The sequence below is a fragment of the Akkermansia sp. UBA7090 genome, from assembly GCF_002493465.1.
Lineage (GTDB): Bacteria > Verrucomicrobiota > Verrucomicrobiia > Verrucomicrobiales > Akkermansiaceae > Akkermansia > Akkermansia muciniphila_A.
The window spans coordinates 209,719-230,026 of record NZ_DKYW01000025.1 but is presented as its reverse complement, the minus strand read 5'-3'; the positions used below and the strand labels follow the sequence as shown (position 1 = coordinate 230,026).

Here is a 20,308-nt window from a genome sequence, read left to right as displayed (position 1 = left end):
ACATCTAGCGGTGCATTTTTTGCACTCAATCTAACAAATTGTATTTTTTCTGGATTTTGCAGGAAATGGAACCTATCCTAATAGAAGCTTACCACTGCTTCTATCACCCGGTCCCACAACTCCTGTTCATATGCCTTGTAAAAACATCACCCGTTACACTTACGAAACAACGGCCTTTCAGGGCTACCGGTTGGCGATCTGTAAGAACAAGCGTTTATTCACCCGTTATTTCTCCGATTCTCAATACGGGGGCGCTGATGCGGCGCTTCAGGAAGCCATGAGGGTGAGAGATAATATTTTCAAACTTTTCGAACAGGGCAACCTTACGGTTAGCCAAATTTTCGCAAAATATACTGTGCGCTCTCGCCGTCAGTCCGCAGCTGACCGCCGTGAAAAAATGGTTCATGGGAAAAGGGCTCTCAGCCATGTGAGGCAGAAAGACAAAGTCCGCAGCTAAAGATTCTGCGGAAGCTGTTTTTCAGTTCTGCCTGAGGGTATGAATCATACCGGAAACGTTACATTTGCAAAAAGAGGCACATAATTTGTTGACAGGTCTGGAATCCGTATTCCCCTTCAGAATGCGGAATACCCGTCAATACAGGGAAACGGAACCTGCCCAAAGTTCTTTGATGATGCCATGGGAGGATTAAAGCGGCATTTCGCGTAAAAAGCCCCTTCAGCAATCACGCAGCCGCCCGCAGGCATCCTGTCTCGGTTCAAGGCCCCCAACCGGAGCCTCCTGGAAACTTTGCGTCCCTCCGGTATGCCAATTGAGAACTTTGCCTTTTCCAAAAAAGGAAAGCCTGACTGAGAGCAGGGGCGACTATCTGCGGCGGCGGCGCGAAGCGCGCCTCTCCGGCTCTTCCGCCGGAACTTCCCCTATTTTTCCCAGCACCCTGCGGGCCTCCGTGGTTCGCTTTTGCTTGAGACACACGCCAGCCCAGTTGCGGTGAATTTCATGGTAAAGCTCTCCCAACTGAATAGAGGCCAGATTGTTCCGGAGTTTCTCCTTATCTTCCGGAGTCAACGCATCCCACTCCTCAATCAACTTTCCATATTGGGCCTCCGACAAAGCCCACTGTTCCCTGCCGGCGCTTATCTCCGCCTGAAGATTCAGAATGACCGGCTGAAGCGCCTGAACAAACGTGGTATTTTCACGGGCCACTTTCATTGCCTGCTCCAGATACTTCACAGCCTGATCGTAATCCCGCGCCTTCAGGAAAGCCGCGGCGATATTCACATCTTCATAAGCCCGTTTCACCAAAGCCTCTGCCTGGCTGTATTTTTCAAGTTGGGAGCGCATGGACGCAATATCCTGGCTCAGGCTGGAGCCGCTCAAAATACGGGGAGCATCCACGCCAAGCGTCATGGCGGCTCCTTCCGCACGGGACAACAGGCGGGAAGCCTCCCTCAAATCCCCCATTTGCATCCTTACCTGCGCCAGGGCAAGCATTGTCTCCGGCGTGCAGTCCATCTCCGTTTCAGCCGCACGGAAGCAGATCAGGGCTGCTTCCAGCTGGTCGGCCATGACCTTCAATTCTTCCTGGGAATACTTCCGGCGCGCATTAAGCGACATCTTCAGTTCATTCAGGATAATGCGGCCCATATCAGGGTTGGCGGTCAGGCGGAATTTAGTAAGAAGCTCCCGGGCAATCGCGCTTCCTGTGCCGCTGGGCAACCCGGTAGCCTTGTCAGGCAGGGTATCCTGAAGCAACAGGATTTTAACCATGCTCTTCACATCCTCCGGCTTGTTAAGCATGCTCCTCATGACAGGAGAAACAGCCTGTTTGCACAACGCGGAAAAACGCTCAAACCTGGCCTGGTCATACGCATAACGGATTAATGGCTCCAGGCAAGCTAAATGGAGGGAAACCTGGTCCTCCGGCGTATTTTTCAAAATCACTTCATAAAGCTTTTCCGCCACGGCATCATGCTTGCGGCGGGCGAATTCCTGAGCCCAGTTCAGGCTGACGCCCAGGAGGCGGATTTTGTCCTCCGCCGCCATAGAGGAAGAAGCGGCGAGCTTTTTTTCCAAGAGCGCAGCCAGCATAGGTTCGGATTCTTTCAACATGCCGCGCCGGTCCATTTCCACCGCCAAAAGCCATGCAAAGGAATCTCTGGCTTCGGGAGAATTCATCCATTCCACCTGCTTGTCCACGGAGGATGCCATCTGCGCCAGCTCTGCATCGGAGCCGTTCCAGGAAGCCAGCATATCCTGCAAATGCCCCATGGCCTGCGTCTGGCTGTGCACCTCATGGATGGTTGGCTTGAACCACCCTTCTATCGTAGGCCAGCACTGGATGTAGCCAAACCAGAGCCCTCCCAGGAGGACCAGAAAGAAGACCGGTTTCCAATAAGACTTTTTCTTGCGTGCGGGACGGTAGGGCTTACTGGAAAAATGGCGCTCGGAACTCATGCAGGCATTGAGCCAAAAAGACGGCACAAATCAAGCAAAATAAACGCCTCGCAACGTCTTACGAAACTCCCGCATCCTATCTCCGTGAAGATCTGGAGTTCACGGAGGTTCTGCGTCTGGGGGACGCCATGCGCACTCGGGGAAAACCGGATTCCTTCCAGCAGTCATCCGCTTTCTCCTTCATGCCTAGTTCGTCGTAACAGCGTCCAAGCTGTTTGTAATTTTCCGACCGCTGCTCCCCTTCCAGCATGGGAAGAACCGCCTCAAAAGCCTCTGCGGCCTCCTTCCATTGTTCTCCGTCGCACAGGGCGTACGCTTTGCACAGATAAGACTGCACCAGCAAATCTCTGCGTTCCGCCCCCTCCACGCATTTCAACAGGGAATCCACCGCTCCGGCATAAGCTATCAGGGCGCCTTCCCTGTCCCCTGCCATATCGCAGGCAAGCCCCAGGGAATAATATACGCGGCCCAGGGACAGAAGATCCGAGCCGAAATGGGACTTCCGCAACTGAAGAGCCTTTTCCAGATTCTCCCTGGCCTTACTCCCCTCCCCGGCATCCAGCCATGCCTTGCCCAGTCCTTCGCGTGACTGTGCGGAAATGATGGGAGAAGCCGAGCTGTTGGAAATGGCCTTTAAAAAATCCGCCCGGGCTTCCGGAGCGGCCTTGCGCAAGATGTTGACCCATCCCCTTTGATCATATAACCCGGTCCAAAAAGCATGGTCTGCCGGCAATACGCCGCGGGCAGCTCCTTCCGCCTGGTAAAGATAAGCCAGGGCTTCCTCATAATTCCCCTGCTCCGTAGAAATGCGGGCCAGACCGCGCAGGGCATTGAGGCAGTCATTCAACAGGTAAGAGGCATTTTCCGAGCCGGAAAGTCCCTTTAAAAACAGTTCCCGGGCCTCCTCCTTCCTGCCGGCTTCCAACATGGCCTCCCCCATGCTGATGCTGGCCAGGGCCAGGTCTCCGGTGGTCTTGTCCGGCTGGGAACACAGGGCCAGAGCTTTCTTGAAATACTCGCGCGATTCCGGAATGCGTCCCGTAGTGCGCGCCAGCCTTCCCTGGGCGGCCAAAAGCCTGGACCTGACAGGGAGGGCATCCGGCCCCAGATGCGCGGCGGCATCCACCGCACGCTGGAGCAACATATTTGCCTGCTCATTCCTGTTCAGCATCTGGTCAATGGAACTCATGGTCTGAAGGGTCCGCACCAGCGGTTCGGTCATTCCTTCCTTCTCATATCCCTCCTCTGCGGTTTTCAAATAATCGTAGGCGGAAGTGTACTGGTGCTCCGCCAACAGGGCTTTTGCCACGGCATCCGCGCGGGGGGCCCATACTTGACAGCGTCCGGCGGCGTATCCCGCGTCAATTAATTCCCTGGCCGCAGGAAGAGCAAGAATGGCGCCGCCCCGGCTAATCAACTCGCGGGTAAGGCCCCAGGCCGTTTCTGTCCGCAGTTCCGGATCCCTGATCCATGCCAGGCGTTCCTCCCGGTTGTCCAGAATGCCGGCCAGGCTCTCGCGCGAGGCAAAGACATCCGCCATGAAGCGGGACAAATTCTGCATGGCCTTTTCATCGCTTTTCTGCACCACCACCGGCGGAGTGGTCAACATCCCTTCATCATAGCCGATGCGGTACGCCATATGGTACGTCAGAAACTCCAGCAGCATCACGAGAACGCACAGGCACAGGGCAATCAGCCACTTGGTACGCGGAGACAGAGGGGGCAAAGGAGAAGATGCCTGCATAACAGGTGCATAACGTTACCGGGCGTTCCCCGAATTTCAAGCTTTTTGCACGGGGAGCAATCCTCTGCCGTTTCTGACCGTGGATAAAAAAGAACCATCAACAGTCTGCCGGCCGTCATTGGGAACCGTATCAAAAGCCCCTCCCACCCGTTCTTTCCGGCTATGGACACCCCTATAACTCTGCCGGACGCCTCCGCCGGACCGGTTGGCTCATCCCTTATCCATCCCTGCGCTTTCGTTCGGACGCCCGGTACAACTGCCAGGCATTCCATAAATTATGCCACAGTACATAAAACGTGGGGCCAAGAGCGGCAATGGGGCTGGCATACGTCAAAGCCAGATAAATGGACAGGGTGGTATTCTTCTGGCCCAGCGCCTGGCTGCACTCCGCAGCGCGCGTGCGCCCCCCCAGCAAATGCCCCAGCCCGAAATTGAGCCCGCAAACCAGCAGGGCAATCACGCCGATCTGTTCCAAAACACGTTCCGAAATGCCCTCACGGGAGGAAATATCATAAGAAGCGTTTGCGGCTATCAAAACCAGAATCACCACCCAAATGCCAAAGGTGACGTCTTTCAACTTCCTGGGCCAGGCAATCGCGCGCGGATAAAAACGCCGCGCCGCCAGCGCCAGGGCCAGGGGAAGCAACATGACCAGGGAAATATTCTGGGCCACGTTCAGGTAAATCTCAAAACCGCCCCGCCCCACAACCGCCGGCAGGATGAAAGGCAGCAGGGCGCAGATAATACCGTTAATCAGCAAAAGGGCGGTCAGCATAAACTCCACGCTGCCGCCCAGCAGCCCCATCACCACGGGAGCCGCCGTGGCTGTAGGCATGATGCCTACGAAAAAAGCGGCCTGAGCCAGATACCCATCCCCAAAAACAAGGCGGCACACACCCCATGCCGCCAGGGCGACCATGAGATTAGCCCCCGTCAGGAGCCAGTGAGCCCGTTCCGGCTTCATGCGTTTGAAGCGGATGCCCAGAAAGGTGACGAACAGCATCACAATCAGCATCCACTTGAACGTCCAGCTGTACACATGCAGACCGGGCATCATGTACCCCGCGATGAAGGCCGCCACAATGGCAAATGTGCGGATGAGGGACTTGAACATGCGGAATGCGGTGAAACGATTACGCGGGATTTCCGAGCAAATGGATGAATCCGCCCCTCCCGCGGACGCTCCATCCCAACGAATCTCGCCAACAAATCGGCAAGCCGGCTATCATGCTCTCAACAGCCGGCGCCACTCCACCCCCATGATGCCGGGAAACGCCCATACCGCCATATCCGGCAACAAGGAGACCTGCTGCAACTGGCAACCGTTCCCTGATTCCCCGCTGTTGCATCATGGAGAGAATTGAAAAAAATCCGGGATTACCGGTCCACACGGGCGGCGCGCACCTGAATGGAGTGGTTATGGGCGTCCAGCCCCTCCACCCGGGCGAACTCTGCCACATACGGGGCGGAGTTCAGCACGGCATTCCGGTCCATGCGCACCACGCTGGTGCGGCGCTGGAACTGATCCGCCCGCAAGCCGGAAAAAGACTTGCCGGCGCCGCCGGTAGGCAGCGTATGGCTGGGACCCGCCAGAAAATCCCCGCAGGCTACAGTAGAAAGGGAGCCAGCGTAAATGGCTCCCGCCGTCCTGATGCCATCCAGCACGGCTTCTTCATCCCGCGTGACGAGCACCAAATGCTCCGGAGCAAAGGCATTAACCAGTTCCACCCCTTCCTGAATGGAAGAAACCAGAAAACCGTAGGCATGCTTGTCCAGCACCTCCCGGATGATGGACCCGCGGCTCAGCAGGGCAGCCTGGCGTTCCACTTCCGCCTCCACCTGCTCCAATAACGCTTCCGATGTGGTGACAAAAACAACTACGCTGTCCGGGCCATGCTCGCCCTGCGCCAGCAGGTCGGCAGCAAGGAACTCCGCATCCGCAGTATCATCCGCCAGCACCATTACTTCACTGGGGCCGGGCAGCAAATCAATGGCAACAGCCCCCACCAACTGACGCTTGGCCTCCACTACAAAACGGTTGCCGGGGCCAAAAATCTTCTCCACCGGTTGCACGCTCTCCGTCCCCAGCGCAAGGGCGGCTATCGCCTGGGCGCCCCCTATCTTGACAATCTCCGTTGCGCCGGAGGCTTTCAGCGCATACAAAAGCGCGGGATTCACCCGGCCGTCCGGCCCGCAGGGCGTGGCGGCCACAATCTCCCGCACGCCGGCGGCCTGAGCAAAACCGCCCGTCATGATGGAAGTGGACACCAGAGGAGCTTTACCTCCGGGGATATAAATGCCCACTCGGTCGTACGGAAGGAACCGCTCCGCTACCTCCACGCCCTGCGCATTCACGCCGGACCAATCCCGCCTGCGGCTGCGGTCTGAAAAATAATGGATGTTTGCCAGAGAAACGGCAATGGCCTCCTTCACAGACTTCTCCACCATGGCCTCCGCTTCCGCCAGTTCTGCCTCCGTTACGAACAGGGAGGAAGAATCCAGATGCGCTTTGTCAAATCTGGCGGCATAATCAAACAGGGCTTCATCTCCGCGCGCGGAAACATCCCGGATAATAGCGTTCACGGTATCCCTTACGGAATCCTCCGGGAGTGCGCGGCGGTTCATCCGGCGCTTCATCTCGTCAAAGCAGGTATCGGAAGGACGGTAAATTTTCATAAAAGGTCTCTACAGAAAAACGGGAAGGGAGTTTCACAATCTTTAAGCACGCAGTCAAGCCTTCTGTCCTCTTTGATTTCCGACGGAACTTCACGGCGCCTCCGGACAAAAAATCAAAAGACCAAACCATTCTCCCTTGACCGACACCAAAAATAGGCCTAGCCTTTCTTCCGCAAACATTTGGCCAAACGGCCCACTGTCATGAACATTCACGAATATCAAGCAAAACAACTCTTTGAGCGTTTTGGCGTGGCAACCCCCAAGGGCATTGCCGCCTCCACAGCTCAGGAAGCAGCACAAACGGCCCGGAACATGGGCCTCTCCCAATACGTAGTTAAGGCACAGGTACACGCTGGCGGCCGTGGTAAAGGCACCTTCAAGAACGGCTTTAAGGGAGGCGTCCACGTCGTCAAGTCCGTGGAGGAAGTGGAAGAAGTTGCCGGCAAAATGCTCAACCAGGTTCTGGTCACCAAGCAAACCGGGGAAGCCGGCAAGCTGGTCAGCAAAATCATGGTGGCGGAAGCCGTGGATCTCAAAAAGGAATGCTACTTCGCCATTCTTCAGGACCGCGCCCGGGAATGCCCCGTTATCGTGGCCAGTACGGAAGGCGGCATGGACATTGAAGAAGTGGCCGCCACCCGCCCGGAAGCCATTATCCGCGAACACATTAACCCGGCGCTGGGCATCCTGCCTTTCCAGGCTCTCAAAATCGCCGTGGCGTTGGGACTGACCGGCCCCCTGCTCCGCCAGGCCACCAAGCTTATCACCAACGTTTACAAGCTTTTCACCGCTCTGGACTGCTCCCTGGTGGAAATCAACCCCCTGGTAGTCACCACGGATGACCGCGTGTGCGCCCTGGACGCCAAATTCAATTTTGACGACAACGCCCTGTACCGCCACCCGGAAATCATGGAAATGCGGGATGAAACGGAAGAAGACCCCCGTGAAGTGGAAGCCGGCAAGTACGACCTGAACTACATCGGCCTGGACGGCAACATCGGCTGCATGGTGAACGGCGCCGGCCTGGCCATGGCCACGATGGACATCATCAAATACTACGGCGGAGAACCCGCCAACTTCCTGGACGTGGGCGGTTCCGCCACGGAGGAAATGGTAACCAACGCGTTCCGCATCCTCACCAGCGACAAGAATGTGAAGGCCCTTCTGGTCAATATCTTCGGCGGCATCATGCGCTGTGACGTCATCGCCCAGGGCATTGTGGCCGCGGCGAAAAACATCGACATGAAAATCCCGCTCGTCGTCCGCCTGGAAGGAACCAACGTGGAAATCGGCAAGAAAATCCTCGCAGACAGCGGCATCGCCATCATCCCTGCCGACAACCTGGACGAAGCCGCCCAGAAAGCGGTGGCAGCAGTCAAATAACCCTCACTATTTATTACGACAATGACATCTCTCATTGACAAGAACACCCGTCTGGTCGTGCAAGGCATCACCGGCAGCGCCGGCGCATTCCACGCCAAAAACTGCATGGACTTCGGCACCAATGTCGTCGCCGGCGTGACCCCCGGCAAGGGCGGCCAGCTCTTTGAAGGCAAGGTCCCCGTCTTCGATACTGTAGCGGAAGCCAAAAAGGCCACGGACTGCAACGCCTCCATGATCTTCGTTCCCCCGCCCTTCGCTGCGGACGCCATCATGGAAGCCGCAGACGCGGGCGTGAAGCTCATCGTCTGCATCACGGAAGGCATCCCGGTACAGGACATGCAGAAGGTGAAAACTTTCCTGAAGGACAAGGACGTAACTCTCATCGGCCCGAACTGCCCCGGAATCGTCAATCCCTCCGCTAACTGCAAGATCGGCATCATGCCGGCCTACATCTTCAAACCCGGCAGAATCGGCATTGTCTCCCGTTCCGGCACGCTTACTTATGAAGCCGTCTGGCAGGTTACCAACATGGGCTTGGGCCAGAGCATGTGCATTGGCATCGGCGGCGACCCCGTCCACGGCATGACCCAACAGCAGGCCGTGCAATTCTTCACGGAAGACCCGAACACGGACGCCTTCATCATGATTGGTGAAATCGGCGGTTCCGAAGAAGAAGAAGCCGCTGAATGGATCAAGAACAACTGCAAAAAACCTGTTGCCGCGTTCATCGCTGGAGCCACGGCTCCCAAGGGCCGACGCATGGGACATGCAGGAGCCATTGTTGCCGGAGGCAAAGGTACTGCCGCCGCCAAGCAGGAAGCCCTGAAGAACGCCGGTATTGTAGTTGCCAAGACACCGGCTCAGATGGGCGCCGCCCTGGCGGAAGCCATGAAAAACAAGGGAATGTAATCCCCTCTCTTTCACCTTTTCATATCCAGCGCCTTCCTTTGCCGGAAGGCGCTTTTTTCATGGTAAAACGGAGTTGATTACATAAGCGGATTTTGTCTGAATGGCAACAGAGGAAATTCCCTCCGCCCAGCAGGACGAAACCTCTGTAACCGAAATATTCTTTTATTTGATCTTTCCGTTGATAATTAATACATTGAACTGAATAACCCACATCCGCGGATTCAGTTCGGCGGAACCGCTCCTCTTCATTTTTCCCATAAGGGAAAGAAAGATAACCGGGCAAAAGCCAACCCCGCGGATTTCTCCGTGTCACCCCTTCATAAACCAGACATTGGTTTCTTCATCGTGCCAGACAGCATTCCATGCCTTCCATCCGTGCCTCCGTTCGGCGTAATATCCAAAAGCCGCTCAACTCTGATTTCCGCAACTTCCAATAAAATCCGGGAAGCCCAACGCGGCATGTGAATAATAGCCTCCTGCCCCCACAAACGGTCGCCAACTTTCCCGTAGGGACATTCAATCCACGGGATAAAAATATCTGAAAAACTTTCCGCTTCCTTCCTCGGAAACAGCCAGCCTCAAGCCGAACTCTTCCATGAATGCCAGAATCTCCCACCCTCTTTCTTTCAAAGCTTCAGGGAGATCATTAAACTGGTTCAGGCCACACGTGCGGCGGGTTTGATTTTTGTACTCTCCAAATGCTGGCTAGGCATTCTAACCGGCGTTTTGGGCCCAAGTTATTCAAATTTGATAAATATCAAATAAGACAGTCAGACCAGCGAATAATTCCCCACCATCTAATCCCCCTGATTTACAAACAAAAAAGAGTCTGCCCATGGAGATGCAGGCTCTTAAAAAAGAAAGGTTTTGGCGGAGCGGGAGGGATTCGAACCCTCGGTACCGGTTTTGCCAGTACGTTCCTTTAGCAAAGGAGTGCTTTCAGCCTCTCAGCCACCGCTCCGTCTTGAGTAATGTGTGGAAAAGAAACTACACGCTTCCCAAAATGAAGTCAATACATAAATAATACAGTCAAAAATATCGATCAAGCAATCCTCTCGGTTCTACTGGATTGGGATAGACAGCTATTCATTTGATTGTTCCATTCGGGCAAAAAAACAATCTCCTTGAAAGAGAAAAATATACACAACTCCATATCAATAAATATATTATTAAAATAAACATCCGTTTTTTTCCGAAAAATATATTCAGCATAGCATGAACGCCATTTTCCGGAAACGGCGCACACCTGATTGGGAAAATAGCAGGAAAGACCTATTCAAACCCCGCAATGCTCGGCAATGACTTCCAGGAAATCATCCAGGTAACGGGCAGCTTTCTGCTCTCCAATGCCGTGAACATTCATAGCGCCACGGCGGGTGGTAGGTTTCAACCTGGCCAGACCTTCCAGCGTAGAATTGTGAAATACGGCATAAGCCGGAATCCCGGCCTCCCGAGCCAGTTCATTCCTCAGTTCCTTCAACTTCAAAAACAAATCCTCGTCAAACTCTCCCAGGGCAGCCAAATTTCCCGTAGACCGGACTCTGGCCTGCTCCATAGATACGGATATTTTTCCCCGGCGGGCAAAAGGCCAAACCAAAGATGCCTTCTTGCGCCCCATCATCACTTCATTGCCTTTCGGACTCAGGGTAATCCGGGGACGATCCGCATCTCCGCTCATTCTGGTCAATCCCGCCATCTGCATGGCTCGGAACAACTGGCGGATATCGTCCTCGCTCCATCGGGAAAGGATGCCATAAGTACTCAGCCGGACCAGGGATGTTCTTAACAACTCCTGGGTTTTCGCCCCTTTGAGCATCTGAATAATCTTCGTCTTGCCCCATCTTCCCTGCCATGAACCATCAGCCAGACGCACGGATGCGCGCGCAATCCCGCTCAACGCCTGCCGCACCACCAAGGTCTCTTCCTCTCCCAGAGATTGGCCTTCCTCAACGCCCAGCGTCAGGCACTGATCACAGTGGCCGCACGGAACTCCATCTTCCTCCCCGAAATAATTCAAAATCCATTGCTGACGGCAGCCGGAGGAATAAGCGAACTCCGTCATTGCCTTCAGTTTCTCCCGGTCCCTCACTTCCTTTTCCCTCAGGGCGTCTCCATCCAGAGGAATTTTCAAACCGCTTATGGAAGGATCCGTTACTCTGGTAAGCTTCACGCGTTGTCCCGGAACGTCATGACGGCTGATCGCTCCATTGCGTATAAGCACGGATAAAGCTGCCCCCACCTGCATGGCATTACGGCATTTGAGACGCTCCGCCATTTCCTCCAGAGACCACATGACATCGTGGGTTTCCGCACTGCAATGCTTCCTGAGCAACTCGTACAGCTCCACAATCAATGGAATTCCCGGATTTACTCCTTCAATAAAAAATTCCTGGGTCCGCAAATCCGCATGGTTGAACAAAAGTTCGCAATACGCTTCATTCCCGTCTCGTCCGGCTCGTCCGGCCTCCTGATAATAGGCCTCCACACTGCCGGGAATTTCAAAATGAGCCACAAACCTGACGTCCGCCCGGTCAATGCCCATGCCAAACGCATTTGTGGCAATAACAATATCCGCATGACGGTTCATGAAAGCGTTCTGGGCCTCCTCCCTCTGCTCATCCGTCATGCCGGCGTGGTAGGCAGTCACGCTCAATCCAAGCTCGGAAAGAGCCTCATATACCTGCTCCACTTTTTTGCGGGTGGAGCAATAAATAATGCCCGTCTTGTGACGCTTCACCAATTCATACAATCTCCTGTACTTGTCTTTGTGCGTATCGCACGCAGTAATGCGGAAATGCAGATTTTCCCGCGCAAACCCGCGCACAATCGTCACCGGGTCATCCAGCCCCAGATGTTTCAGAATATCTTCCCGCACCCGCGGCGTGGCCGTAGCGGTCAGCGCAGCCACCTGGGGCCTCCCCAGCATCTCAACAGCTCTTCCCAGCTTCAGATAATCCGGACGGAAATCGTGCCCCCACTGGCTCAGGCAATGCGCTTCATCCACAGCCACCATATTTACATCCACCTCCGCCAGAGCATGCATGAATCCTTCATGACCAAAACGTTCAGGAGCCACATACACCAGCTTGAACGCTCCCTTCCTCATTCCGTCCAAACGTTCCTTTTGCTCAGTAAAACTCAGGGAACTGTTAATCATGGTGGCGGGAATCCCTCTGGCGGCAAGGGCATCCACCTGATCTTTCATTAAAGAAATTAGAGGACTGACAACCAGGCAAACCCCGTCCCGGCACAAGGAAGGAAGCTGATAACACAGGGATTTTCCTCCTCCCGTGGGCATCACTACCAATACATTGCGGCCTTCCATAATGGAAGCCACCACTTGATCCTGGCCCTCTCTCAAGACGGAAAAGCCGAAGAACTTCTTCAATGCCTCCATCGGCGACCTGATCACCTTAAACTCGCTCATTTCCTCCATTTAGTGTGCCACAGGCCATTCCATGACGCAACGACTTTCCCCTCTTTCTCCATCCCGCAGTCAACGGTTCCTTTTCTGAAAATTTATTTTCCCGAAAAGAGAAAAATGAATTTTTTTCTCAAATCATCTTACAAACATCTTGACTTTCCCGAAGAAAAATCTATATTTCTCTCACCGCTTACGCGGTAAACGACGCAAGTCAAAGCGCCCGTAGCTCAATTGGATAGAGCGTCTGACTACGGATCAGAAGGTTTGGGGTTCGAATCCCTACGGGCGTGCCACTTGCATCACTACCAGCAAATAAAATGATTCCTGCCTGAACATCACGGCGGGATTTTTTGTCTCTACTGGTAAATACATATGGGGGCGCCATGGTTTCGACTGGAAGTCTGCGGTGCTGGCTGCATGTGAAGGTTAATCGGCTGGCCTTCTAAAAAGCCGATTAAAAAAATAAATGCAGAGTCTAACGACCTTGCTCTGGCTGCTTAATTAGTTCAGCCGCGTCAGAACCTCAACGCCTGCTAGAGGGGACGACGAAGAGACAGCAGGCTGGTGCAATGCGGGGTTGCCGCGCAACGCACGAGACTTCCACAGGCAACTAGCGAGCTTGCCTAGTTGACGCATGGCGAAGCAGCCGCGAAAGCAGCAATATGCGTCTGAACATGGAGATGCCGTCATCAATGGCCTTCAGGACACGGGTTCGACTCCCGTCGCCTCCACCATTTCAAAACAACCGCAAGCGTTTGAAAAAGAACGCTTGCGGTTTTTGTTTTTATAGAGCCGCAGTACATGATAACGGCTTTTGGAAACAATGTACTGTAATTTGTACGCAGGAATACTCCTTTCTCCCAGGCAGTAGGCGGAAAAGGATGTGGAGGAAGCATCCTTGATAAGGAACAAGCTATTTCATCTATTCACCCCCTCTTACATTGCCATGCTCTAAAGCCGCTGCATCACATATCCCCCAGCCAGCCGCCATCATGCAGTCAGTCCTACCTTATTTGCTGATATCCTTATTATTTTCTGATGGTAAAATACTTGAAGAATGATATGGAGGCAAAATCCACCAGTATGAACTGTGCATAATTAACAGGGGTAAAAATACGGCGGCCTCCAAGGCTATTGACAGCCTCAATCGTCAGCAGAACGGCTTCACCAAACTCAACGGCCTCATCATCTCCTGCGGAATGATTCAGCACAGAGGTATTTCCCAGCCTTGCCCATACCTGGACAGCTTGCCAGTCCTCTTCCATGTCCTCAATGACGGCTACAGCCGCGCCTAAAGCCGGGGCCTGGTTGGCCGGTATGTCATTCTGTTTATAGCGGTCTATACGGGTATATCCATCCGAATCCTGGTAGATGGCTGTCAGCGTGAATTCCCGCCAGTTGCCGGGCTTGGAAAACTGTATTTGTATCTCTCTCATGGTATGATTACGCTAATCTGTTGATTTCAATAACGGCGGTACATAACACCACTTCCCTGAAAATCTGCTCCCGCTCACGGAAAATGTCATCCTGTGTAAAACGTCCAGATTGAGACCACGCTCCTGTCCGGCATGCTGGCAAGAGTTGATAAAAATATTCCAAGCCGGCAGTATGTATTTTATATGGAAAACTCCTCTCATCAAACAACCCGCCGGAACTTCCTGAATCAATTAGGTCTGGCGGCGGCAGGAATGGCGACGGGCGATACAGCCCTTTCCGCCACACAATATAGTTCCGGCATTCCTAAAAATTCCGTACCGGATATTACTCCCGACAATTCCGCCAAAAGAGTGATCATGATTTCCCTGGACGGGATTTGTCTGGAAGGTTTTCAAAAGGCGCATGCTCCCTCCTTAAAAGGAATGATGTCACAGGGAGCTTTCTCTCTGGATACGAGGGTTGTGATGCCCTCCGTCACTTTGCCTAACTGGACCAGTCACTTAACCGGCAGCGGCCCGGAACAGCACGGTGTCTTCAATAATAACTGGACGCTGGCAACTTCCTCCTACCCCGCCGTACGGAAAGACGAAGACGGATATTATCCCTCCGTATTTCAGGCCCTGAAACAATGCCAGCCTTCCTGTAAAACAGCTTTTTATTATAATTGGAAACCTCTCGCCTATCCGTTCAACGAAAAATATCTGGATGAAATCAAGTATCTGAAAGACGATGCCTATATCCCCAATTACAATCAGGCTTTTCAATTCATCATGAAACACCGCCACATCCCGACTGTGGTTTTCCTCTATTCCGTTCATACAGATAATGCGGGGCACAAGTACGGATGGATGTCCAATGAATATCTTCAATCTATTGAAGAGGCGGATCAGCAAATTGGAATCTTTTTTCAGAAATTGAGGCAGGAAGACTTATTCAACGATACGCATTTTTTATTTTTGACGGATCATGGGGGAATCGGAAAAGGCCACGGGGGTACGAGCGCAGCGGAAATGATAGTTCCATGGGGAATTTCAGGCCCGGGCATTAAGAGGAATTTCCTGATCACCGAACCGAACAACACCACCAATACCGCTCCCATGATTCTTCATTTATTCGGAGGAAAGCCACTACCGGAATGGACGGGGAAAGTCATTGAAAGCGTGTTCCCATCATAACCCAGCACCTTGTTTCTTCTGATGCAATTTGCCGTCTCTTCACGGAAAAACAAAAAACATGCCTGCCGCTGGCATTCCCTGCCGGAGTTGAACCGAGCCTTTGCCGTTGGAGAGACGGCCTTCCTGACCGCTAGAAGAAGGGAACATGACAGCCGGAATAAAACGGCCTGCTTCCCACAAGCCGCTACAGCTTGCATAGCACTTCCCCGGAAAGAGTCAATGATTTTCACCGTATTTTTTCTCCTTTTTAATCAAACAAGGAATTCCAACAGGAGGCTATCAGCCGCCTCAAAGCGCAACAGAACCTGTTCAGGCGTGTTTTTTCCAAAGACATGGAGACAAGCTTATCCCAACCAGACCATCAGCTTTCTGATGTTTTCCAACCATCCTTTTTTCAACCGTTGCCCGCCCATACGCATAAGATAAGGGGAAGGATTGCGCCTGTTTTTTCTATGGAGGACAATAAAGCGCACGGCCTCCACTGCCAGCCCAGCCTCTCTCCTGAATTCTGACCGTATTTTTGCGCACGAACTGGTTCATGACCTCCAGACACACAGCATGGACTGCAAACAGCAACATTTTTTCACTGGCAGTACGTTGCTTCCCTGAAAAATCGTCCGCCTTAACCTCTCCCATTTCATCCCCCTGCCGTCTTTCATAATGAATTGTTCACTCAGCCCTTCTGGCTCCTTTCCCACCTTCATGGCAATCATCCCACGTAACCGACATGAGCAGGCCATTCAGCATTTAATAATTCAAGGCTCGGGCACTCTCTCCTTCCGGGTGATCGTACCGCATCAAAAGACATCTTATGATGCGCCCTACCGCTAAGGTGTTGTTCATTTTTCCTCTTTTATTTCCGGCAAAACCACAGGTTCACCCAAAAAACGAGGTTCACGACTCCAAACCCACAAGTCCAGCATCATCCATACGCGGGCCGCACGCTCCCTGAACCAGCTTTTCATACGGGAACGGCGGTTAGGAACATCCGGCGCGCTGACGGCCCAGGCATCCATCCCCTCATGCGCCGCGATTGCCAGGGCGCGTTCATTGTGAAATTCCTGAGAAACAATAATCATCGCCGAAACACCAAAAATTTCCTTCATCCTCACGACAGAATCCAGAGTCCGCAACCCTGCAAAATCACATACAATCCGCTCCTCTGGGACGCCACGCTCCACCAGAGCCTGTTTCATCCATTCCGGTTCATTGTAAGCATGAGAACTATTATCTCCGGAAACGATGAAAACCGTTGCCTTTCCATTCTTCCAAAGTTCCGAGGCCGTATCCATCCTGTTATGGAAATATCCGTTAGGGGTGCCCATGAATGTCGGGGAGCATCCTAACACCAGAACAGGAGCACGAACGGGGACATCTCTGGAATGCTCAACAATCCTCCCCCCTGAAACGGAATCAATGTACCATTCCGCAGCAACACACATCACAACCGATGCCGCAAGAATGCCTCCTGCTATTTTCAACGCCAACAGCATTCCCTTTTTTCCGAGGAACCATGAACCATCTGATTTTCCCGACCGGAAGATACCCAACAACTTCATACTCCGTGTTTCCATTTCAGCCAGCAAATAATGATTGGAGCCAAACAAAAAAGGCCCGCCAAAAACGAGCCTTTAATTTACATAATTTACTGTTATTTAGAGAAGTACCCCCGACCGGACTCGAACCGGTACGTCCTTGCGGACAACAGATTTTAAGTCTGCAGCGTCTACCATTCCGCCACGAGGGCATTGACCGGACGGCACTCTACAGGAATGCCGCCGGGATTCAAGCACGAATCCCTTCCGATTTTTAAATATTAATCACGGACCTCCACCACCATGCTGATTTCCACCGCTACATTGAGCGGCAGGGCGGATACGCCTACCGCCGTGCGGCTGTGGCGGCCAATTTCTCCAAAGGCTTCCACCAGCAGGTCGGACGCGCCATTCAGCACCTTGGGATGGTCATAAAAATCCGGTCCGGCATTCACAAATCCGTTCACGGCCACGATTCTGGATACTTTTTCCAGAGAACCCACCGCCTGCACGATGACGGCCAGACGGTTCAACATAGCGGCGCGCGCAGCGGCCTGCCCTTCTTCCACCGTCAGATCCTGCCCTACTTTGCCAAAGTATTTGTCGTCCCCGTTCACGGAAATGCCGCCGGAGAGGTGAAGCAGGTTGCCCGTGCGTACGCATTGCACATAGGAGCCTACGGGAGCGGGAGCATCGTAAATGGCGTACCCAAGGTCGGAAAGTCGTTGACGTATTTTATCCATATAGAGCATTTGACAGAAGTTGAATTGAAAGGATTCAACCGGAAATATTTGCATTTCCAGATGCCTTTCATGACATTTTGAACAATTTTCGGTCTGTTTGCACGTAAAATGATTGCCATCCCCCTCATTTAGTTGCTATTGAAACAACCCGTACATGATGACCGACGAAACTCCCTCCACAGACCCCAAGCAGCAGATTCCGGATCTTTCCGGCTTGGCCGACTTTCAATTTGGTCCGGCCTGGGCGAGACCTGGAGCCCGTCAGGAACGGCCTGCATCCTACACGGAACGCAGATTCGGCGACAGGCAGGGAGGCGACCGCCGCCCGCGGCGCGACAACCGCGAAGGACGCCAGCCCCGGGGAGAACGTCGCGTTGACGGCCAAAGCGGTGAGAGAAGGTTTAACCGGGAAGACCGCACGCGCGGCTCCTTCCGCAACCGCCGCGATCAGACGCCCCGCTCCGCCGTGGCGGAACCGACGGAAGGTCTGCGCGTGGAGCTGCGCCCCGTGGATTCCGGGCTGGCCGCCTTGCACCAGGAAGTACAGAAACACCGCCGCACCATTTCCCTGCTGGATCTTGCCAAGGTTGTCATGGGCTCCTACGACCGTTATGACCTGGTATTCATGAAGCAGGAAAACGGCCCGGATCTGTATCATTGCAAGCATGGAGACGGCGCCTGCTTTATTTCCCGGCAGGAGGCCGTCAAACACCTCTGGCAGTCCTCCTGGATGCCCAAATATTATGAATCCGTAGAACAGGAAGTGGAAGCTCCAAAAGGGGATTTCAAAGCCATTGCCAAATGTTCCCTGAACAACGAGCTGGTAGGCCCCGTCAACTGGCACGGCTACCAGTCCGCCCTGATGAATCTGCATCGCACCAAATTTGCCAATATGCCTTTTGAGGCTTTCCGTTCCAAGATTGTGACGGACAAGAGCGAAGAAGCTGTCCAGGCATGGCAGGCATCCGTTTCCAAACGCACCGCCTGGAAGCCCCTTCGTGAAGGAGCCTCCGAGGCGCTTCTGGAATCCCCTGCCGCGGTAGAACAGGATTTCGAATCCAACCATTTTGACGAGTGCTATGACGTTACGGATAAGGTGTTCGTCAACGGCGCCGTGAAGAAAAACCACCTCTCCCCCGGTCTGTGGGCGCACCTGATCCAATTATCCGGCACCACCCGCCGCCATCCCAGCATGCTGATTCCAAACCTTTGCCACGGGTTAGCCCGGCATCATATGCCTATTTTCAAGTGGAAAGGCAACCATTACACCGGCCCGGCGCGCCCCAAGGCCATGGAAGAAGGCACCGTCTTATCAGATTCCCTGATGTCCATTGCCACCTGGGCGACCAATAATCCCGGCAAAGGCGTCGACGTCATGCTTAAAGAGCTGGCCCCCGTCCCGGAACAGGAAAAGGCCACGGAAGAGGAAGTAGCCCAGGCCATGGAAAAACAGCAGAATTTGGTTCGCGACCTGCTCTGGCTGTCTGAACAGGGCTATATCCTGGTTTTCTCCAATAACACCGTCAGCCGTCCAAAAACCGTTTCCGCCCAGGCGACTTCTCCCAAGAAGGCCCTCAAGGAAAAACGGAAACCGGAAGAGAAGGGACAGGACGCGCCGGCAACGGGCTCCGCTGCACCAGAAAAACAGACGGCTGCCTCTCCTTCCGGGGAAATGCCCGCCCAGGAGGAAGCATCTGAAGAAAACAGCGTGATTACGGAACATGAGGAGCTGCCCCCTGTTCCGGCGGAAGAACTTCCTGAAGATAATATTCCGGAGGAAGTTTCCGCAAAAGCCTGACGCCTTCCCTTATATCTCCCTTCCCGTCATACAGTCCGCAGGATTATCTTGATTCTGCGGACTTTGTTTTGTAGAAGTGGGAAAAATCAACAGGATTTTACAATATGATCAGTACAACAATGGCAGCTGCTCTTAATGAGCAAATCAAATGGGAAATGTATTCAGCCAACCTTTACCTAGCCATGTCCGCCTATCTTCAGGATGCCGGTTTGACGGGTTTTTCCCACTGGATGCGCATTCAATATCAGGAAGAAACCGCTCATGCGCTGAAATTTTATGATTTCCTTCTTTCCCGCGGAGGTCAGGTTACAATGCTTTCCATAGACGCGCCGGATGCGAACTGGTCCAATATTCTTGAAATTTTTGAAGAAACGCTGTCCCACGAACAGGAGGTCACGCGCCGCATCAACGACTTGGTGCACCTTGCCAAGGAAGAGCGGGATTTCGCCACGGATATTTTCCTGCAATGGTTTGTCACCGAACAGGTGGAAGAGGAAGAAACCGTCAAGGACATCATCAGCAAATTGCGCATGATCAAGGGAGAAGGACAGGGAATGCTGCTTCTGGACAAAGACCTGTCAGCCCGCACCTTTACGCCGCCTCCCGCCAACTAATCATTACTATTATTCTCCGCCTCCGCCCATTCTCTGAAAAAGAGTTCCAGAGAGAACTTGCCGGAGAATGGCGGAGGAATAAAATACCTTGCGGATACAGGCATAAGATTGGCGGCATGCAATGATGTTGCCGGTAATAATGCTTTATTCCATGATTTTCTGCCTGCAATGATGCAAGCAGCTGGCGTTGCTGTATTGCCGGGCTGAAAAACGGCAAGCAACGCCGTCTTTCTTTTTTCAGGAAATAGACCAGCGGATCACACAATTTTCCGTTGTGCGGAACCGTGAGGAATATCCAGAATATGAGCATGGACGGCGTAACTGACCTTTTACGCACCGTTCCGGTAGAAAATGCTGCGTCCTTTGTAATAGCGCATTAACGAGTGCGGGTGATGTGCCCGGACCTTTCATTTCTACTGCTCCGTTTTCAAAAATAGGCCGTTCCAGATAATAG

Annotated in this window: 14 protein-coding genes, 3 tRNA genes and 1 other RNA gene; 8 read left to right on the top strand and 10 right to left on the bottom strand. The window is 53.3% G+C overall.

Annotation, left to right across the window (positions count from 1 at the left end; translation table 11 throughout):
* Positions 1 to 130: 130 nt before the first annotated feature.
* Entirely contained in the window at positions 131 to 457 is a 327-nt protein-coding gene (locus B3075_RS09210; RefSeq protein ID WP_094135416.1) for a hypothetical protein, read from the top strand.
* A gap of 366 nt (positions 458 to 823) precedes the next feature.
* Here the strand turns inward: B3075_RS09210 and B3075_RS09205 are convergent, their stop codons facing one another.
* From B3075_RS09205 to hisD, 4 genes are all read right to left on the bottom strand, one after another.
* A complete protein-coding gene (locus B3075_RS09205) occupies positions 824 to 2,416 on the bottom strand; it encodes a tetratricopeptide repeat protein (protein WP_290488628.1) in 1,593 nt (530 codons plus the stop codon).
* A gap of 76 nt (positions 2,417 to 2,492) precedes the next feature.
* Positions 2,493 to 4,160: a tetratricopeptide repeat protein gene (locus tag B3075_RS09200; protein WP_290488627.1), complete on the bottom strand. Its 1,668-nt coding sequence runs from the start codon at positions 4,158 to 4,160 to the stop codon at positions 2,493 to 2,495.
* Between the two features lie 217 nt (positions 4,161 to 4,377).
* Positions 4,378 to 5,274 (bottom strand): bile acid:sodium symporter family protein, encoded by an 897-nt coding sequence (locus tag B3075_RS09195; RefSeq protein WP_094135413.1) that lies wholly within the window; start codon positions 5,272 to 5,274, stop codon positions 4,378 to 4,380.
* Positions 5,275 to 5,537: 263 nt separating this feature from the next.
* Entirely contained in the window at positions 5,538 to 6,836 is a 1,299-nt protein-coding gene (gene hisD, locus B3075_RS09190; RefSeq protein ID WP_094135412.1) for a histidinol dehydrogenase, read from the bottom strand.
* Positions 6,837 to 7,037: 201 nt separating this feature from the next.
* On the opposite strand from hisD, the gene sucC reads away from it, so the two are divergent.
* Together sucC and sucD are read left to right on the top strand one after the other, a co-directional pair.
* Positions 7,038 to 8,219, top strand: coding sequence for an ADP-forming succinate--CoA ligase subunit beta (sucC, locus tag B3075_RS09185; protein WP_128155113.1), 1,182 nt, complete (start codon positions 7,038 to 7,040; stop codon positions 8,217 to 8,219).
* Between the two features lie 21 nt (positions 8,220 to 8,240).
* Positions 8,241 to 9,128 carry a succinate--CoA ligase subunit alpha gene (gene sucD / locus B3075_RS09180; protein ID WP_012420745.1) on the top strand — a complete coding sequence of 296 codons (888 nt, stop codon included), beginning with the start codon at positions 8,241 to 8,243 and terminating at the stop codon, positions 9,126 to 9,128.
* Between the two features lie 868 nt (positions 9,129 to 9,996).
* Here sucD and B3075_RS09175 read toward each other — a convergent pair.
* Positions 9,997 to 10,089, bottom strand: a tRNA-Ser gene (locus tag B3075_RS09175).
* Between the two features lie 315 nt (positions 10,090 to 10,404).
* The gene (locus B3075_RS09170; protein WP_290488626.1) at positions 10,405 to 12,555 is read right to left on the bottom strand and encodes a RecQ family ATP-dependent DNA helicase; all 2,151 of its coding nucleotides are present in this window, start codon (positions 12,553 to 12,555) and stop codon (positions 10,405 to 10,407) included.
* Positions 12,556 to 12,768: 213 nt separating this feature from the next.
* Here B3075_RS09170 and B3075_RS09165 point away from each other — a divergent pair.
* Together B3075_RS09165 and ssrA are read left to right on the top strand one after the other, a co-directional pair.
* A tRNA-Arg gene (locus B3075_RS09165) sits at positions 12,769 to 12,845 on the top strand.
* 81 nt (positions 12,846 to 12,926) lie between these two features.
* Positions 12,927 to 13,286: a transfer-messenger RNA gene (ssrA, locus tag B3075_RS09160) on the top strand.
* Between the two features lie 294 nt (positions 13,287 to 13,580).
* Here ssrA and B3075_RS09155 read toward each other — a convergent pair.
* Positions 13,581 to 13,988 (bottom strand): hypothetical protein, encoded by a 408-nt coding sequence (locus tag B3075_RS09155; protein WP_290488625.1) that lies wholly within the window; start codon positions 13,986 to 13,988, stop codon positions 13,581 to 13,583.
* A gap of 183 nt (positions 13,989 to 14,171) precedes the next feature.
* On the opposite strand from B3075_RS09155, the gene B3075_RS09150 reads away from it, so the two are divergent.
* On the top strand, positions 14,172 to 15,164 hold the full coding sequence (locus B3075_RS09150) for an alkaline phosphatase family protein (RefSeq protein ID WP_290488624.1): 993 nt from the start codon (positions 14,172 to 14,174) through the stop codon (positions 15,162 to 15,164).
* 839 nt (positions 15,165 to 16,003) lie between these two features.
* On the opposite strand, the gene B3075_RS09145 is transcribed toward B3075_RS09150, so the two are convergent.
* The 3 genes from B3075_RS09145 to B3075_RS09135 form a co-directional block, all read right to left on the bottom strand.
* Positions 16,004 to 16,723 (bottom strand): SanA/YdcF family protein, encoded by a 720-nt coding sequence (locus B3075_RS09145; RefSeq protein ID WP_290492075.1) that lies wholly within the window; start codon positions 16,721 to 16,723, stop codon positions 16,004 to 16,006.
* 105 nt (positions 16,724 to 16,828) lie between these two features.
* Positions 16,829 to 16,911, bottom strand: a tRNA-Leu gene (locus tag B3075_RS09140).
* Positions 16,912 to 16,980: 69 nt separating this feature from the next.
* Positions 16,981 to 17,451, bottom strand: coding sequence for a RidA family protein (locus B3075_RS09135; protein ID WP_343125184.1), 471 nt, complete (start codon positions 17,449 to 17,451; stop codon positions 16,981 to 16,983).
* Between the two features lie 145 nt (positions 17,452 to 17,596).
* Here B3075_RS09135 and B3075_RS09130 point away from each other — a divergent pair, with 145 nt between their 5' ends.
* Both B3075_RS09130 and B3075_RS09125 read left to right on the top strand, forming a co-directional pair.
* A complete protein-coding gene (locus B3075_RS09130; RefSeq protein ID WP_290488036.1) occupies positions 17,597 to 19,240 on the top strand; it encodes a hypothetical protein in 1,644 nt (547 codons plus the stop codon).
* A 104-nt stretch (positions 19,241 to 19,344) separates the two neighbouring features.
* Positions 19,345 to 19,854 (top strand): ferritin, encoded by a 510-nt coding sequence (locus B3075_RS09125; protein WP_179218388.1) that lies wholly within the window; start codon positions 19,345 to 19,347, stop codon positions 19,852 to 19,854.
* The last annotated feature ends 454 nt before the right edge of the window (positions 19,855 to 20,308 follow it).

What these genes read in the sequence shown, in the direction of transcription:
- B3075_RS09210 (WP_094135416.1), top strand. Translation starts at nt 131, where the DNA reads ATGCCTTGTAAAAACATCACCCGTTACACTTACGAAACAACGGCCTTT.
- B3075_RS09205 (WP_290488628.1), bottom strand. Translation starts at nt 2,416, where the DNA reads ATGAGTTCCGAGCGCCATTTTTCCAGTAAGCCCTACCGTCCCGCACGC.
- B3075_RS09200 (WP_290488627.1), bottom strand. Translation starts at nt 4,160, where the DNA reads ATGCAGGCATCTTCTCCTTTGCCCCCTCTGTCTCCGCGTACCAAGTGG.
- B3075_RS09195 (WP_094135413.1), bottom strand. Translation starts at nt 5,274, where the DNA reads ATGTTCAAGTCCCTCATCCGCACATTTGCCATTGTGGCGGCCTTCATC.
- hisD (WP_094135412.1), bottom strand. Translation starts at nt 6,836, where the DNA reads ATGAAAATTTACCGTCCTTCCGATACCTGCTTTGACGAGATGAAGCGC.
- sucC (WP_128155113.1), top strand. Translation starts at nt 7,038, where the DNA reads ATGAACATTCACGAATATCAAGCAAAACAACTCTTTGAGCGTTTTGGC.
- sucD (WP_012420745.1), top strand. Translation starts at nt 8,241, where the DNA reads ATGACATCTCTCATTGACAAGAACACCCGTCTGGTCGTGCAAGGCATC.
- B3075_RS09170 (WP_290488626.1), bottom strand. Translation starts at nt 12,555, where the DNA reads ATGAGCGAGTTTAAGGTGATCAGGTCGCCGATGGAGGCATTGAAGAAG.
- B3075_RS09155 (WP_290488625.1), bottom strand. Translation starts at nt 13,988, where the DNA reads ATGAGAGAGATACAAATACAGTTTTCCAAGCCCGGCAACTGGCGGGAA.
- B3075_RS09150 (WP_290488624.1), top strand. Translation starts at nt 14,172, where the DNA reads ATGGAAAACTCCTCTCATCAAACAACCCGCCGGAACTTCCTGAATCAA.
- B3075_RS09145 (WP_290492075.1), bottom strand. Translation starts at nt 16,723, where the DNA reads ATGAAGTTGTTGGGTATCTTCCGGTCGGGAAAATCAGATGGTTCATGG.
- B3075_RS09135 (WP_343125184.1), bottom strand. Translation starts at nt 17,451, where the DNA reads ATGCTCTATATGGATAAAATACGTCAACGACTTTCCGACCTTGGGTAC.
- B3075_RS09130 (WP_290488036.1), top strand. Translation starts at nt 17,597, where the DNA reads ATGATGACCGACGAAACTCCCTCCACAGACCCCAAGCAGCAGATTCCG.
- B3075_RS09125 (WP_179218388.1), top strand. Translation starts at nt 19,345, where the DNA reads ATGATCAGTACAACAATGGCAGCTGCTCTTAATGAGCAAATCAAATGG.